General features: G+C 72.0%; 15 protein-coding genes and 2 pseudogenes. 10 read left to right on the top strand and 7 right to left on the bottom strand.

Annotation, left to right across the window (positions count from 1 at the left end):
* Positions 1–15: 15 nt before the first annotated feature.
* The gene (locus SLINC_RS42470) at positions 16–546 is read left to right on the top strand and encodes a CGNR zinc finger domain-containing protein (RefSeq protein ID WP_067443742.1); all 531 of its coding nucleotides are present in this window, start codon (positions 16–18) and stop codon (positions 544–546) included.
* Between the two features lie 42 nt (positions 547–588).
* Here the strand turns inward: SLINC_RS42470 and SLINC_RS42475 are convergent, their stop codons facing one another.
* Positions 589–912 (bottom strand): DMT family transporter, encoded by a 324-nt coding sequence (locus SLINC_RS42475; RefSeq protein ID WP_067443743.1) that lies wholly within the window; start codon positions 910–912, stop codon positions 589–591.
* Positions 909–1,130, bottom strand: a pseudogene (locus SLINC_RS49765) (DMT family transporter); the annotation flags it as partial. The pseudogene SLINC_RS49765 and the gene SLINC_RS42475, both read right to left, overlap by 4 nt.
* 173 nt (positions 1,131–1,303) lie before the next feature.
* On the opposite strand from SLINC_RS49765, the gene SLINC_RS49945 reads away from it, so the two are divergent.
* Both SLINC_RS49945 and SLINC_RS46785 read left to right on the top strand, forming a co-directional pair.
* Positions 1,304–1,789 (top strand): helix-turn-helix domain-containing protein, encoded by a 486-nt coding sequence (locus tag SLINC_RS49945; protein WP_067443744.1) that lies wholly within the window; start codon positions 1,304–1,306, stop codon positions 1,787–1,789.
* 318 nt (positions 1,790–2,107) lie between these two features.
* A pseudogene (locus tag SLINC_RS46785) lies at positions 2,108–2,681 on the top strand (S8 family serine peptidase); the annotation flags it as partial.
* A 142-nt stretch (positions 2,682–2,823) separates the two neighbouring features.
* Here the strand turns inward: SLINC_RS46785 and SLINC_RS42485 are convergent.
* The 3 genes from SLINC_RS42485 to SLINC_RS42495 all read right to left on the bottom strand — a co-directional run bounded on the left by SLINC_RS42485 (position 2,824) and on the right by SLINC_RS42495 (position 5,318).
* Positions 2,824–3,387 (bottom strand): MTB12 C-terminal domain-containing protein, encoded by a 564-nt coding sequence (locus SLINC_RS42485; RefSeq protein ID WP_079164993.1) that lies wholly within the window; start codon positions 3,385–3,387, stop codon positions 2,824–2,826.
* A gap of 84 nt (positions 3,388–3,471) precedes the next feature.
* Positions 3,472–4,593 (bottom strand): sensor histidine kinase, encoded by a 1,122-nt coding sequence (locus SLINC_RS42490; protein ID WP_067443746.1) that lies wholly within the window; start codon positions 4,591–4,593, stop codon positions 3,472–3,474.
* Positions 4,590–5,318, bottom strand: coding sequence for a response regulator (locus tag SLINC_RS42495; protein WP_079164994.1), 729 nt, complete (start codon positions 5,316–5,318; stop codon positions 4,590–4,592). The genes SLINC_RS42490 and SLINC_RS42495 overlap by 4 nt, the downstream gene beginning before the upstream one ends.
* Before the next feature lie 155 nt (positions 5,319–5,473).
* Here SLINC_RS42495 and SLINC_RS42500 point away from each other — a divergent pair, with 155 nt between their 5' ends.
* Positions 5,474–6,712 (top strand): DUF418 domain-containing protein, encoded by a 1,239-nt coding sequence (locus tag SLINC_RS42500; protein ID WP_067443747.1) that lies wholly within the window; start codon positions 5,474–5,476, stop codon positions 6,710–6,712.
* Positions 6,713–6,739: 27 nt separating this feature from the next.
* Here the strand turns inward: SLINC_RS42500 and SLINC_RS42505 are convergent, their stop codons facing one another.
* Both SLINC_RS42505 and SLINC_RS42510 read right to left on the bottom strand, forming a co-directional pair.
* Entirely contained in the window at positions 6,740–6,976 is a 237-nt protein-coding gene (locus SLINC_RS42505; protein ID WP_067443748.1) for a twin-arginine translocase TatA/TatE family subunit, read from the bottom strand.
* A 14-nt stretch (positions 6,977–6,990) separates the two neighbouring features.
* Positions 6,991–7,566 (bottom strand): TerD family protein, encoded by a 576-nt coding sequence (locus SLINC_RS42510; protein WP_067443749.1) that lies wholly within the window; start codon positions 7,564–7,566, stop codon positions 6,991–6,993.
* A gap of 173 nt (positions 7,567–7,739) precedes the next feature.
* Here SLINC_RS42510 and SLINC_RS42515 point away from each other — a divergent pair, with 173 nt between their 5' ends.
* The 6 genes from SLINC_RS42515 (at position 7,740) to SLINC_RS42540 (ending at position 14,173) form a co-directional block, all read left to right on the top strand.
* Positions 7,740–8,126 carry a BlaI/MecI/CopY family transcriptional regulator gene (locus SLINC_RS42515; protein WP_067443750.1) on the top strand — a complete coding sequence of 129 codons (387 nt, stop codon included), beginning with the start codon at positions 7,740–7,742 and terminating at the stop codon, positions 8,124–8,126.
* A gap of 6 nt (positions 8,127–8,132) precedes the next feature.
* Positions 8,133–9,074 (top strand): M56 family metallopeptidase, encoded by a 942-nt coding sequence (locus tag SLINC_RS42520; RefSeq protein WP_067443751.1) that lies wholly within the window; start codon positions 8,133–8,135, stop codon positions 9,072–9,074.
* A 213-nt stretch (positions 9,075–9,287) separates the two neighbouring features.
* Positions 9,288–10,637, top strand: coding sequence for a hemolysin family protein (locus SLINC_RS42525; RefSeq protein WP_067443752.1), 1,350 nt, complete (start codon positions 9,288–9,290; stop codon positions 10,635–10,637).
* On the top strand, positions 10,634–11,656 hold the full coding sequence (locus tag SLINC_RS42530; RefSeq protein WP_067443753.1) for a hemolysin family protein: 1,023 nt from the start codon (positions 10,634–10,636) through the stop codon (positions 11,654–11,656). The genes SLINC_RS42525 and SLINC_RS42530 overlap by 4 nt, the downstream gene beginning before the upstream one ends.
* 115 nt (positions 11,657–11,771) lie before the next feature.
* Complete coding sequence (locus SLINC_RS42535; protein ID WP_067443754.1) at positions 11,772–13,157, top strand: hemolysin family protein; 1,386 nt, start codon at positions 11,772–11,774, stop codon at positions 13,155–13,157.
* Complete coding sequence (locus SLINC_RS42540) at positions 13,154–14,173, top strand: hemolysin family protein (protein ID WP_067443755.1); 1,020 nt, start codon at positions 13,154–13,156, stop codon at positions 14,171–14,173. Before SLINC_RS42535 ends, SLINC_RS42540 begins: the two co-directional genes overlap by 4 nt.
* Positions 14,174–14,186: the final 13 nt, after the last annotated feature.

A 14,186-nucleotide genomic window follows, 5' to 3' on the forward strand; every position in this document is an offset into this window, starting at 1 on the left:
TGATGCAATGACTATATGCATTTCAACGCTTACGGCGGCAACGCGGCCCTGCTGGCGGCTGCCCTGGTCAACGTCGACGACGGGTGCGATGCCCGCACGGTCGAGACGCTGCTGGCCGAGCACCGGGTCGCGCGCGCCGATCTGACCGACCAGCAGCTCCAGCTACTGATGGCCTGGCGCCTGCTCCTGTGGGAGGCGTTCGCGGCTGCCACCAGGCCGGAGCAGGTCGATGCCGTCAACCGGCTGCTGACCGAGGCCGCGGCCCGCCCGTACGTGTCCACCCACGACGGCCAGCCGCCGCACCTGCACTACGCCGACGAGAACGCCGACGTCGTCACGCGCGTGAGGGCCGCCACCGCGGCCGGACTCGCCCTGGTCCTCACCGAGACGGATCCCTGCCGTCTCGGGCGGTGCTCGGCACCGGACTGCCGCGCCGTCTTCGTCGACGTGTCCCGCAACGGCCGCCGCGCATACTGCTCACGCCTGTGCGCCACACGGGTCCACGTGTCCGCGCACCGTGACCGGAAGCGGCAGCGGCAGCGGTGAGACCGTCCCGCCTGTGCAGGAGCCCTCTTGATCGGCAGCCGCTCAGTGCGCGGCGCCGAGTTCGATCAGGAGGACACCGGAGACGATGAGGCCGATGCCCAGGCCCATGACCTTGGTGAGGGGTTCCTTGAACAGCACGCGGGAGGCGAGCGCGGTCAGAGCGATGCCGGAGGCGGCCCAGATGCCGTAGGCGACACCGAGGGCCACTCCACCGCCCAGGGCGAGGGTGAGGAAGACGAAGGCGGTGAGATAGCCGGTGATCACGGCGGTGAACTTCTTGTTGCCGCCGCCTTGCGAGGCCATCCGCAGGGACAGCGTGGCAGCGACCTCGGACACAATCGCTCCGGCCAGGAAGATCCAGGTCATGCCGTCACTCCTTCCTCATGCGTCCGAGGGGCGTGCGCGGACTGGGAGCCGAGCTCGACGCTCAGGACGCCGGCGATGACCAGAACGACGCCCAGGCCCATCAGCACGGTCAGCGGGTCGCCGAAGACGACCGTGGCCAGGACGGCTGTGGGGGCGACACCGGACGCGCCCCAGATGCCGTACGCGACGCCGATGCCGACACCGAGACGCAGTACGAAAGTGAGGGCGACGAACGCGCCGGTGTAGCCGAGTGCGACGACCGCGTACCAGGCAGGTCTGTCGAGGGCGACACACTGCTGCTGAGCGGCCTGTACACCGTGGACAGCGGCGTACCGAGCCGGCTGCTCGCCGCGCTGCCACCGCTGGCCGTCATCGAGGCGAAACCGGGAACTTGCCCAGTCAGCTCCGAGACCAGGAGATCACCCGCGAGGAGCCCGGGCAGCAGGCCCTCCTCGACCGCACGCTGGACTTGATGCTCATCACCGCTCTGCGTGCCTGGTTCACCCGCCCCGGCGCCCAGATCCCCGCCTGGTACCTGACCCACAGCGACTTCGTGGTCGGCCCCGTCCTGCGCCTGATGCACACCAACCTCGCGCATCCATGGACGTTGGACGCGCTCGCGGCCAAGACAGGCGTGTCGCGGACGAACCTTGCCCGACGGTTCACCACCCTCGTCGGGCTGCCACCCATGACCTATCTACGGGAACGGCGCCTCGCCCTGGCCGCCGATCTGCTGCGCGAACCCGGCGCAACCCCTGCCGCAGTGGCGTCCCGCGTCGGCTTCGCCAATGCCTTCGCCCTCAGCACCGCGTTCAAAAAGCAACACGGCGTCAGCCCCAGCGACTACCGGACGCGCGAGTCACACACAGGGACCTGACCGTGCTCCAGGCACCCTGCCGGTCAGCGTGGACGAACGCGTATGAAAGTGGGTTGGGGTGACATGGCCGGAGCCGAGCACGGCTGATTGAGTCACTGCCATGCGTGGCGCGCTGATCTTGGTGACCGGCGCTGCGGGTAGGACCGGCCGCCGTGTGGTGAGGCTGCTTCAGGAGCGGGGTGTGGCAGTCCGCGGCGTCCCGTTCCGGTATCGGTCGGCGCAGTCCTCGTCGCTCCACGGTCCGTCCAGCCGTGCTCACGTTCCTTCAACACCAGGGATTCCCCATGCCCCGCCCCCCACGCTGCCCCGACACCGGGCGTGAAACGCACGGTCCGCATTGTCGCGGCCGCCGGTCTGGTGACCGCGCTCTCCGCGACCGGACCGATACCCCTCGCCTTCGCCACCGGCGGCTCGTCCACCACCGTTCCAGCCGAAGGCACCGTCAAGTCCGCCCACCACAAGCTCGGTTCGGCGGACGCCGAACTGCTCGCCGAGGCCAAGGCCGACGGCGAGAAGAACGTCACGCTGATGATCGCGACCGCGCCCGGCCGGACCGAGCAGGTCGCCGAGCAGTTGGACGGGGTCAAGGGCGGCTCCGTCGGCCGTACCTACGACAGGCTCGGGTATGTCCGGGCCACCGTCCCCGTGGGCAAGGCGGATTCGGCCTCGCGGCCGCCGCGAAGCTCTCCTCCGTGCAGGGCATCGACCTGCGGGACGAGATCCGGCTCGAGGACCCGTCGCCCGGCGCGGACCACGCCAAGGGCGCGTCCGCCAAGGCGACTTCGGGCACCCACCCCGGGCCGGACGAGAACACCCCGGCCAAGAACCTTACAACCCGCCCTTCGAAACGGGCGCCGTCGATTTCGTGAAGAAGAACCCCCAGGCGGACGGGTCGCGGGAGTGGGCGGCGTGAAGATCGAGAAGGTCACGCCGTAGTCGAGTTCTCCGGGCGGGCCCGCGGTCTCATTCTCGGTGCGCCGGCCGGCCTGGCCGGCCTGGCCAAGATCCGCCGGCGCATTGAGCACGAACCACCGTCAGCCGCAGCCAGGTGCCTCGGGGGCGTCCTTCGCATGGCGTGTCAGCGCGCAGACCGTGCGCAGCGCGATCCTCCAGTCGTCGTCCTGGAGGACGGCCGCCCCCGGGCCGCCGGTGTCGAGGCGGCGGCCGTCCCGGGTGAGGGTGTAGGCGACGTCGGCGTTCAGGTCGGAGGTGTAGGCGACCGAGGTCACCTCGGAGCGCAGACGGCTGCCGAGGGGATCGCGGAAGAGGTTGTCGATCATCAGCGCGTTCTCCTGGCCGTTCTCGACGACCTCGCTGCGGTCGTCCACGGAGGACGTCGGATCGAAGAAGACCCGCCAGGCCTCCCGGATGTCCTGCTCGGCCCCGTCCGGGTCCTGCGGCGCCGTACCGGACGGCGTCGGGGACGGCGCGACGGTGGGGGCCGCACTCGACGCGCTCGCCGAGGCGGAGCCGGACGGGCCGGTGGCGGACGGCGGTGCCTTCTCGGACGCCGCGCCGCCGTCGTCGCAGGCGCCGGTGAGGACGAGGGCAGCGGCGGCGAGCACCGCCCAGGCCGCGCGGGGGGTCGCAGAGGTCATGAGCTCCACCTTCCGGTCGCCTGTGGCTGAACTACCCGGTTGGAGTGCGTTCATCCGGACGGGTTCGGGCCCGCGCCGGTCGGCTCAGGCGTCCCGGCGCGTCGGGAGTACCCGTTCGGCGGGCAGTTCGAGGCGGAGCTCGTAGCCGCCCTCGGCGCTGGGCCCGGCGACGACGGTGCCGCCGAGGAGTTCGGCCCGCTGGCGCAGACTGATCAGGCCGTGGTGCGCGCCGGGCAGGGGAAGGGCGGGGCGGCAGGGCGCGGTGTTGGTCACCGTGGCGCGGACGACGCCGTCGTGGTGGTGGACGTGGATGGTGGCGGTGGCGCCGGGGGCGTGTTTGCGCACGTTGGTGAGGGCTTCCTGGACGGTGCGGTAGACGGCCCGCTGCACGGGCGGCGACAGGTCCTCGGGAAGGTCGGTCCGCAGTTCGGCCTCGATGCCGCTGGTGTCGACCAGCCGTGGCAGGTCGGTGAGCGACGGCTGGGGTGTCAGCTCCGTGGGGCGGCTGCCGCCGGCGCGCAACACACCCACCATGTGCCGCAGTTCGTCCAGGGTCTGCACGCTCAGGCGCCGGATCGTGGCGGCGGCCTCCTTGGTCTCCGGATCCCGGCTGCCTACCTGGAGCACCCCGGCGCGTACGGCGATCAGACTGACCTGGTGGGAGACCACGTCGTGCATCTCCCGGGCGAGTTCGGCGCGTTCCTGCGCCAGCACGCGCTGCGCCAGCAGGGCGCGCTCGTTCTCGCGGGTCTCGGATATCTCGGTGATCCGCAACGACAACTCGCGCCGGGCCTGAACGAGTTGGCCGAGGAAGACCGGCGCGGCCGCCGTCGCCAGGCTGTAGGTGGCGGTGATCAGGCCGACAGGGTCCGTGAGGTCGGCGAAGTCGGGGTCCGGCCACGACCAGGAGGTGATGTCGGACGCCGCGACCGCCAGGGCGCAGCAGGCCAGCGGCACCCGGCGGCGAGTGAGCGAGGCCAGTGTGTACAGCGCGACCAGCGTGGCGAAGACCGCGTCGGAGACCAGGGTGGCCGGCAGCGTGATGAGGAAGGTGAGCCACGGCAGCCTCCGGCGCAGCGTGAGGGAGGCGGCTGCCAGCAGGGCAATGGCCGTGCGGGACCGTTCGTCGGCGTCGACGTGGACAAGGACGTCCAGCAGCGTGACCCCGACGAGGGCGGCGTCCAGCAGCAGGGCCTGCGCTCTCATCCGCCGTGCTCCTGCTCCCGCGACTGGTTCCGCGATTGCTCCCGCGAATGGTCCCGGGACTGGTCTTGCGGCTGGTCCTGCGAAGCCTCCAGCAGGCCCGCCCGCTCGGCGAGCAGCGCGGCCTGGACGCGGGTGCTCACCTCCAGCTTGCCGAGCAGGGCGCTGACATGGTCCTTGACCGTGCTGGTGCTCAGATGGATCCGGCCGCCGATGTCGGTGTTGGACAGGCCCTCGGAGATGAGGACGAGGACATGGCGCTCCCGGGCGGTCAGCCGTCCGACGAGCCGGGCCGCCGGTTCCCATCTCCCGCCCGCCAGGTAGCCGTCCACGACGGTGCGGGTGACCTTGGAGGACAGCACGACCCCGCCGTCCGCCAACGACCGTACGAGATGGGGAAGTTGTTCGGGGTCGGTGTCCTTGAGGAGGAAACCGGCGGCGCCCGTGCGCAGGGCGGTCGCCACGTACTCGTCCATGTTGAAGGTCGTGAGCATGGCCACCACGGGCGGGTCGGGCAGCCGTCGCAGGTCGGTGAGGACCGTCAGCCCGTCGACGTCCGGCATCCGGATGTCGAGCAGTACCACCGCGGGGCGCAACTCCCGTACGGCTCGCACCGCTTGGCCGCCGGGGACCGCCGCCACGACCTCGATGTCGTCCGCGGTGTTGAGGATGTGCTGGAAGCCCGTGCGGATGAGGGCTTCGTCGTCGACCACCACTACCCGGATCATCTGGGTCCCGCCCCTCGTCGGACCACCACCGGACGGTACGACGTCGTAGCCCGGTTCCGGGTTCCTTTTGCCCTGATTCACCCGCCGACCGGCGGGGGTGGTTCCGGCCGTCCGAGGGATGGGCCGCGGCCGCGCCGGCCCCGAGGCTGAAAGGCATGACACAGGACACGTCATCCGGCACGCCCCCGGTGCCCGCCGCCGCATCGGACCTCGCGCCGACCCCTGTCCCGCCACCTCCGTCGACCGGCCGGCTCGTCGGCCTCGATCTCGCCCGCGGTCTCGCCGTCCTCGGGATGTACGCCGCCCATGTGGGACCGGATCCCGCCGTCGGCGGGCCGATCGGCTTCGTCATGGAGCTGGCGCGCGGACGCTCCTCCGCGCTCTTCGCCCTGCTCGCGGGATTCACCCTCGTCCTCATCACGGGCCGCCCGCACCCGCGCACCGGCCGGGCAGGTCGCCAGGCCGTCACGCGGATGGTCGTCCGCGCGGTCGTCCTGATCGTGCTGGGCTACGCCCTGACGGCTCTGGACACCGAGGTCGACGTGATCCTCGCCTTCTACGGGCTGACCTTCCTCGCCGTCCTCCCGCTGTACCGGCTCCGCGCCCGCACCCTGGCGGCCGTGGCCGCCGTGAGCGCCCTGGTCATGCCCCAAGTGCTGTACGTGGTACGGCGGTCGAGCGACAACGGCGACTGGTCGGACGCCGTGATCGGCGGCGATCCGCTGGCCCGGCTCAGCGGCACGGACGGCCTGGTCGAGCTGCTCTTCACGGGGGAGTACCCGGTGCTCACCTGGGCGCCGTTCATGATCGCGGGTATGGCGCTGGCCCGGCTCGATCTCACCCGGGCCGGCGTCCGCTCCCGGCTGGCCGTCGCCGGCGGCGCGCTGGGGGTCCTCGGGTACGGCAGTTCCTGGCTGGCGCTGCGACTGGTCCCCGGCGCGAGCGCGAACGTCGCCGCCGCGACGGACGGGGGGTCCGCGGCCTCGGCCTGGTGGTCCGACACCGTCGGCCTTCTCACCGACGAGGCCCCGGCCGACTGGCTGCTGGTGGCGGCACCCCACAGCCAGTCGACCTTCTCCGTCCTCGGCAACACGGGCGTTGCCCTCGCCGTCGTCGCGGGCTGCCTCACGGTCACCGGCCGCATGCCGCGTCTCACCCGCCTGGCCCGTCCCGTCACGGCGGTCGGCATGGTCTCGCTGACCGCCTACGTCCTCCACATCCTCGCCATCCACGGGGTCGGCATGGAGGAGGAGACGGGGCCGGCGCTGCTCGCCCTGGCCTGTTTCGTCGTGGCCGTCGCGGTGCTCGCGGTCCTGTGGACGCGACGGTTCCGGCGGGGGCCGCTGGAGCATCTGCTGCACACCAGTACGCTGCTCGCCCGCCACGTGAAATGAGGTGCGGGCGAGCGGCGTGCGGTCGCCTCAGGCCCGCGGCCGCGGCTGTCCCGTGTCCGTCGCCGCGGGAGTGACGATCTCTCCCCGGAGCACACGGGGCTCCGCCCGGTCCCCGGCGGGCTGCTCCTCCTCACTCGCCCTGGCCTCCGCCTTCAGGATGCGCGCCGACCTGCCCGCCGAACGGGTCAGTTCGGGAAGCTTCTTGGCGGCGAGGACGGCGATGACGACGAGGAGGAGGATCACGAGTTCGCTCAGTCCGAACATGCGGCCACCGCCCGTCAGACGCCGACGCCGAAGTCGGACGCGATGCCGGCGAGCCCGGACGCGTATCCCTGGCCGACGGCCCGGAACTTCCACTCGGTGCCGCTGCGGTAGAGCTCGCCGAAGACCATCGCGGTCTCCGTCGAGGCGTCCTCCGACAGGTCGTAGCGCGCGAGTTCCTGGTTGTTCGCCTGGTTCACGACGCGGATGAACGCGCCCCGGACCTGGCCGAAGCTCTGGCCGCGGTTGTCGGCGTCGTGGATGGAGACGGGGAAGACGATCCGCTCGATCTCGGCGGGTACGGCGGCCAGGTTCACCTTGATCGCCTCGTCGTCGCCCTCGCCCTCACCGGTGAGGTTGTCGCCGGTGTGCTCGACCGAGCCGTCCGGGCTGGTGAGGTTGTTGTAGAAAACGAAGTGCCGGTCCGAGGCGACCTTGCCGGAGGCGTCGAGCAGCAGCGCGGAGGCGTCGAGGTCGTAGTCGGTGCCGGTGGTCGTGCGCACGTCCCAGCCCAGCCCGACCAGGACCGCGGTCAGCCCCGGTGCCTCCTTGCTGAGCGAGACGTTGCCGCCCTTGGCGAGAGAAACTCCCACTGTTTTCCTCCTGATTGAGACTGTGCCGGGTGATGGGGACCGTGCCGGGTGGTGCCGATATTGAATCTACATCACTGTAGAAGTTGCGGGAGGTGGGATCCGGTCATCCGGGCACCGGATGTCCTTACGATGGACCGCCCGTGACATGCGCGGCAGCGGAAGGGAGACAGGGCGTGGCGGATCACCGGCGTCCCCGGCGACGGGGACAGGGCGAGCTGGAGGTACAGGTCCTTTCGGCCCTGCGGGAGGCGGAGGGCCCCGCGACCGCGGGCTGGGTGCAGGAACGACTCGGCGGGGACCTCGCCTATACGACCGTCATCACGATCCTGACCCGGCTGCTGGCCAAGGGAGTGGTGACCCGGGAGCGCGCGGGCCGCTCCTTCGCCTGGACGCCGGTCTCGGACCAGGCCGGTCTCGCGGCGCACAAGATGCGCAGGCTCCTCGACGGCGAGAGCGACCGGGAGGCCGTACTGGCCAGCTTCGTCACCTCCCTGGCACCCGACGACGAACGCCTCCTGCGGGAACTGCTGGAGCAGGCCAAGGACGAAGGGGACGACTGAGACCTCATGGGGGTGTTCGTCTTTCTGCCGCTGGTCCTGCCGCTGACGGCATGGCCCGTGGCGCGACTGGCCGAGCAGCATCTGCATCCGCGCGTCGCCACCCGGCTGGTGACCGCCGTCGCCGGCGTGATGGCCCTGTGCAGCACCGTGTGCCTGGGGCTGCTGATGGTGGTCGGAACCGCGCAACTGCCCGGAAACCCACTGCCGGACGGCTGGTCCGACCCCGAGGTGCGCGAGGCCGTGCCCTACGACGAGGTGGCCGGCAAGGCGGCCATCCCGGCACTGCTGGCCGTCGCCGTGATGTGTGTACGCACCCTGTGGCGGCACACCCGCGTCCGCCGCCGCGCCCACCGGGCCCTGGCCGGACTGCCCGGTACGCAGGTCGCCGTGCTGCCCGACGCCGTGCCGTACGTGTACGCCCTGCCCGGCGGTGTCAGGTCGCGGGACCGGATCGTGGTGACCACGGCACTGCTCGCAGGTCTCCGCCCCGCCGAACGCCGGGCCCTGTTCGCCCACGAGCGCGCCCACCTGGCGGCCCGTCACCACCGCTTCCTGCTCGTGGCGCAGCTGGCCGCGCGCGCCAACCCGTTCCTGCGGCCCCTGGCCACGGCGGTGTCGTACACCACCGAGCGGTGGGCGGACGAGGAGGCGGCCCGTGCCCTCGGTGACCGCAGGGTCGTGGCCCGCGCGGTCGGCAGGGCGGCGCTGGCCGCCCGCGCCACCCCGGTTCCCACGCTCGCGGGGTTCGCCGCACCCGGACCGGTCCCGCGCCGGGTGGCCGCCCTGCTCGGCCCCGCTCCCGCCCCCGCGCGCAGCTGGCCGCCCGGGTTCACCGCGGTCGGGGTGGCCGCGTGGGCGGCGGCCGCCGGGACCGCCGTCTCCGCCATGTCCTCGGCGAACTCCGCGGTGACGATGGTGCTCATCCTGCACGCGGCGACACCGCTGTAGGGCGTCCGTCCGGCCAGGAACAAGCGGGGGTCCCGAGCCGTTCTCTACAAGCGAGTAGAAACACGCTTTGCATATCCTTTACTATCGGGTGAAGGATCGCCACAGACCGACCGAACGACGAAGGAGCCAGAGTCCCGCAATGGGTGAGCCTCCCAGTACCGGCTGCGCCGCACTCCGACCACCGACGGCCGACAGCGGATCGGGGGTGGCGCGGTGACCGAGGTCCTGCTGCTCCTCCTGGCCGTCCTGCTGACCCTGGCCTGCGCGGTCTTCGTCGCGGCCGAGTTCTCCCTGACCACCGTCGAGCGCGCCGAACTGGAGCGCGCGGCCGAGGCGGGTGAGCGCGGCGCCGAGGGCGCGCTGAAGGCCGTACGACGGCTGACCGTGCAGCTCTCCGGCGCGCAGCTCGGCATCACCGTCACCTCGCTGGTGATCGGCATGCTCGCCGAGCCGTCCCTGGCCGCCCTGCTGAGCGGCCCGCTGCGGGCCCTCGGCCTGGGCGGCGCCGCCTCGTCGGTGGCGACCGTGCTGGGCGTGGTCCTCTCCACGATCGTGCTGATGGTGGTGGGCGAACTGGTGCCGAAGAACTGGGCGATCTCCCGCCCGCTGGCCGTCGCCAAGGTGGTCGCCGGCCCGCAGCGCGGTTTCACCGCGGCCTTCGGCCCGTTCATCCGGCATCTGAACAACACCGCGAACCGGTTCGTGCGCCGCCTCGGCCTGGAGCCCGCCGAGGAACTGGCCTCCGCCCGCGCCCCCGAGGAACTGGTCGCGCTGGCCCGGCACTCGGCCGCCGAGGGCGCCCTGGAGGCAGACTCCGCCGAACTGTTCGTCCGCACCCTGCACCTGGGCGACCTGACCGCCGAGAACGTCATGACGCCACGGGTCGACGTCAAGGCCCTGGAGGCGCACGCCACCGCCGCCGACGCCGCCAACCTCACCCACGCCACCGGCCTGTCCCGCTTCCCGGTCTACCGCGACAGCCTGGACGAGGTCGTCGGAACCGTCCACATCCGCGACGTCCTCGCCCTGCCGCCGCACGAGCGCGCCACCACACCGGTGACCGACCTGGCCGGCCCGCCCCTGCTGGTGCCCGACAGCCTCCCCGCCGACCGGCTGTTGGAACGGCTCAGGAGCGCGCGCACCATGGCCGTCGTCATCGACGAGTACGGCGGTACGGCGGGCCTGGTGACCATGGAGGACATCGTCGAGGAGGTCGTCGGCGAGGTCCGCGACGAGCACGACCCCGTCGAGGTGCCCGACCTGCTGCCCGCCCAGGCGGGTGCGGACGGCCGCGCGGTCTGGGAGGCCGAGGGATCCGTCCGCCTCGACCAGCTGAGCGGTATAGGACTGGCGGCGCCCGACGGGCCGTACGAGACCGTGGCCGGTCTGATCGCCACCCGGCTCGCCCGTATCCCCGCCAAGGGCGACACCCTGGACCTGGACGACGGCTGGCGGCTGCACGTTCTCGACGTCGAGCACCACCGCGCCGACCGCGTCCGCATCACCGCACCGGACCGGGCCCACGCCCCGGTGCCCGCCCAGGCGGGGGAGGAGTCCCGATGACCACGCTGCAACTCGCCATCGGCGCCCTGACCCTGCTGACCAACGCGTTCTTCGTGGGCGGCGAGTTCGCCCTGATCTCCGTCCGCCGCAGCCAGATCGAACCGCGCGCCAAGGAGGGCGACACCCGGGCCCGGATGACCCTGTGGGGCCTGGAGCACCTCTCGGCGATGATGGCCACCGCCCAACTCGGCATCACCGTCTCCTCGTTGGTTCTGGGCGCCGTCGCCGAGCCGGCCATCGCGCACCTGCTGGAGCCCGCCTTCGAGGCGGCCCACGTCCCGCACGGCCTGGTGCACCCGATCGCGTTCGTCATCGCGCTCACCGTGGCGACGTATCTGCACATGCTGATCGGCGAGATGGTCCCCAAGAACATCGCCCTGGCCGCACCGGTCCCGACCGCGCTGCTGCTCGGCCCGCCCCTGGTGGCCCTCACCCGCGCCCTGCGGCCCGTCGTGTTCGGCATCAACGCCTTCGCGAACGCCCTGCTGAGGCTGCTGCGCGTCGAGCCGAAGGACGAGGTGGAGTCGGTCTTCACCGACGACCAGCTGGCCCGCATGGTCGTCGACTCCAGCCAGGCCGGCCTGCTGTCGCCCGCCGACGGCGAGCGGCTGCGCGACGCGCTGGAGCTCGGCACCCGCCCGGTGGGCGAGATCCTCGTCCCCGCCAGGACCATGCGCACCGTCGGCCACACCGTCACCCCGGCCGAACTGGAGCGGACGGCCGCCGAGGCCGGCTACTCCCGCTTCCCGGTCACCGGTCCGCACGGCACCCTGCTGGGGTATCTGCACATCAAGGACACCCTCGGCGTCGCGGACCGCGACCGGCCGTTCCCGCGCGAGGCGCTGCACCCGGTCACCCGGGTGCGCATCGACACCCCGCTGGACGACACGCTCACCGCCCTGCGCGCGGGCGGCAGCCACCTGGCCGCCGTCACCGGCCAGACGGGCTCGGTCCTCGGCTTCGTGACCATGGAGGACGTCCTGTCCGAACTGGTCGGACCGGCCCCCGCTCAGGCCTGACCGTCCCGGAAGGCGGCCCGGACAGGCCGCGAAACGCCACTCCCGCCACAATCGTTCACACGCAGCACGTCAACCGAAGGAGCACGCCCGTGTCCGCCCGTCCGACGGACCGCCGATGAGCACCGCGAACGCCGTACTCGGCCTGCTGGCCGTGTTCGTGCTCACCGCGGGCACCGGCTACTTCGTCGCCCAGGAGTTCGCCTACGTCTCCGCCGACCGCCTCGCCCTCGCCCGTGAGGCCGAGGCGGGCGACAAGAGGGCCGCCCGGGCCCTGAAGGTGCTGGAGCGGCTGTCCTTCATGCTCTCCGGCGCTCAGCTGGGCATCACCGTGACCGGGCTGGTCGTCGGCTTCATCGCCGAGCCGTCCGTGTCCGCGCTGATCGAGCCCGTGCTGACCGGCGTCGGCGTCCCCGAGGGTGCGGTCGGTGGCATCTCGGTCGTGCTCGCCTTCGTCCTGGCGACCGTAGTTCAGATGGTGCTGGGGGAGCTGGCCCCGAAGAACCTCGCCATCGCCGTGCCGGAACGGCTGGCGAAGTCGCTGGCCGCGTCCACGCTCGCGTATCTCAAGGTCGTGGGACCGCTCGTGCGGATCTTCGACAGCGCGGCCAACCGGCTGCTGCGCCGGATCGGCATCGAGCCCGTCGAGGAACTGCACCACGGCGCCACCCTGGAGGAGCTCGGCCATCTCATCGGCGAGTCCCACGAGCGGGGCGAGCTGCCCAAGGACACCGCCGATCTCCTCGACCACGCCCTGGAGTTCTCCGAGCGCACCCTGGACGAGGTGATGGTCCCGCGGGTCGACGCCGTCTTCGTCCGCAAGGACGCCACCGCCGCCGACGCCGTCGAGCTGATCGCCAAGCACGGCCACTCCACCTACCCCGTCCTCGGCGACCACCCGGACGACGTCCCGGGCGTCCTCGGGGTGCGCGAGCTGACGTGCCTGCCCGCCGCGAGCCTCGCCGCCACCACCGCGGGCGCGCTGGCCCGCCGCCCGCTGCTGCTGCCCGACACCCTCCCGCTGCCGGAGGCGGTCGAGCAGATGCGCGAACGGGACGACGAGTTCGCGGTCGTCCTCGACGAGCACGGCGGCGTCGCCGGCATCGTCACCTACGAGGACATCGCCGAGGAACTGGTCGGAGACATCGCCGACGAGACCGACACCGTCATCGAGATCGCCGTACCGGACGGAGCGGGCTGGCTGGTCGACGCCGGCCGCCGCCTGGACGAGGTCGCCGAGGCCACCGGCATCGCCCTGCCCGAGGACGAGGACTACGACACCGTGGCCGGCCTGATCGTGGACCGCCTGGGACGCTTCCCGGCCATCGGGGACCGGCTCACCGTGGAGCTGCCCGAGGGCGGCCACGCGGTCATCGACGTCCTCACCCTGGACCGGCACGTACCCGAGCGCGTCCGGCTCCGACGCGCGACCGATGAAACGGACGAGCAGGCGGCCGAGAAGACGACCGAGAAGACGACCGAGAAGACTGAGGAGCAGGCATGAGCTTCCCCATGGCACTCTTCGTCACCGTCCTGCTGCTCATCGGCAGCGGCTTCTTCGTCGCCGCCGAGTTCGCGCTGGTCGCCGCCAAACGGCACCGCATGGAGAAGGCCGTCGCACAGGGACAGCGCGGCGCGAGGGCCGCCCTGGCCGGGATGCGTGAGCTGTCGCTGATGCTCGCCGGCGCCCAACTCGGCATCACCGTGTGCACGCTGGGCCTCGGCTCGGTGTCCAAGCCCGCCATCTCGCACGAACTCGACCCGCTGCTGCACCGGTTGGGACTGCCCGGCGCGCTCAGCTACGGCGTCGCGTTCGCCGTGGCGATGATCGTGGTCGTGTTCCTGCACATGGTGGTCGGCGAGATGGCCCCCAAGTCCTGGGCCATCGCCCACCCAGAGCGCTCCGCGATGCTGCTCTCCCCGCCCTTCCGGGCCGTCGTGAAGGCCGTACGCCCGCTGATCGGAGTGCTGAACCGGATCAGCAACGCCCTGGTACGGCTGTGCCGGGTCACCCCGCGCGACGAACTGGCCTCGGTCCACAACCGCGAGCAACTCACCCACCTGGTGGAGGAGTCGCAGCGGCTCGGCCTGATCAGCGAGGCCGACTCGGAGCTGCTGACCCGCTCGCTGACCGAGCCGGAGACGCCGGTGCGCGATCTGGCGGTCCCGGCCGCCGACATCACCGCGGTGACCGGCGGCGCGAGCACCGACGACGTCCTGCGCGCCGCCGCCGAGCACGACCGCACCCGTCTGCTGGTCCGCGAGGAGGACCGGATCATCGGCTCGATCCACGCCCGGGACGCCCTGGTCGCCCGCGCCCAGGGGCGGGCCGCCCACGCCCGTGAACTGGCCCGCCCGGTGCCCGAAGTCGGCGAGGACACCACGGTCGCGGACGCGATCGACCTGCTGCGCAGGCGCCGCGCCTCGCTCGCGGTCGTCCGCGACGACTCCGGCCGCCTCACCGGCATGGTGACCCTGGACGACCTCCTGGCCCGCTACCTGCGACCGCAGGCGGGCTGATGCGCCGGTCCCT

This window comes from Streptomyces lincolnensis, from assembly GCF_001685355.1.
GTDB classification, from domain to species: Bacteria; Actinomycetota; Actinomycetes; order Streptomycetales; family Streptomycetaceae; genus Streptomyces; species Streptomyces lincolnensis.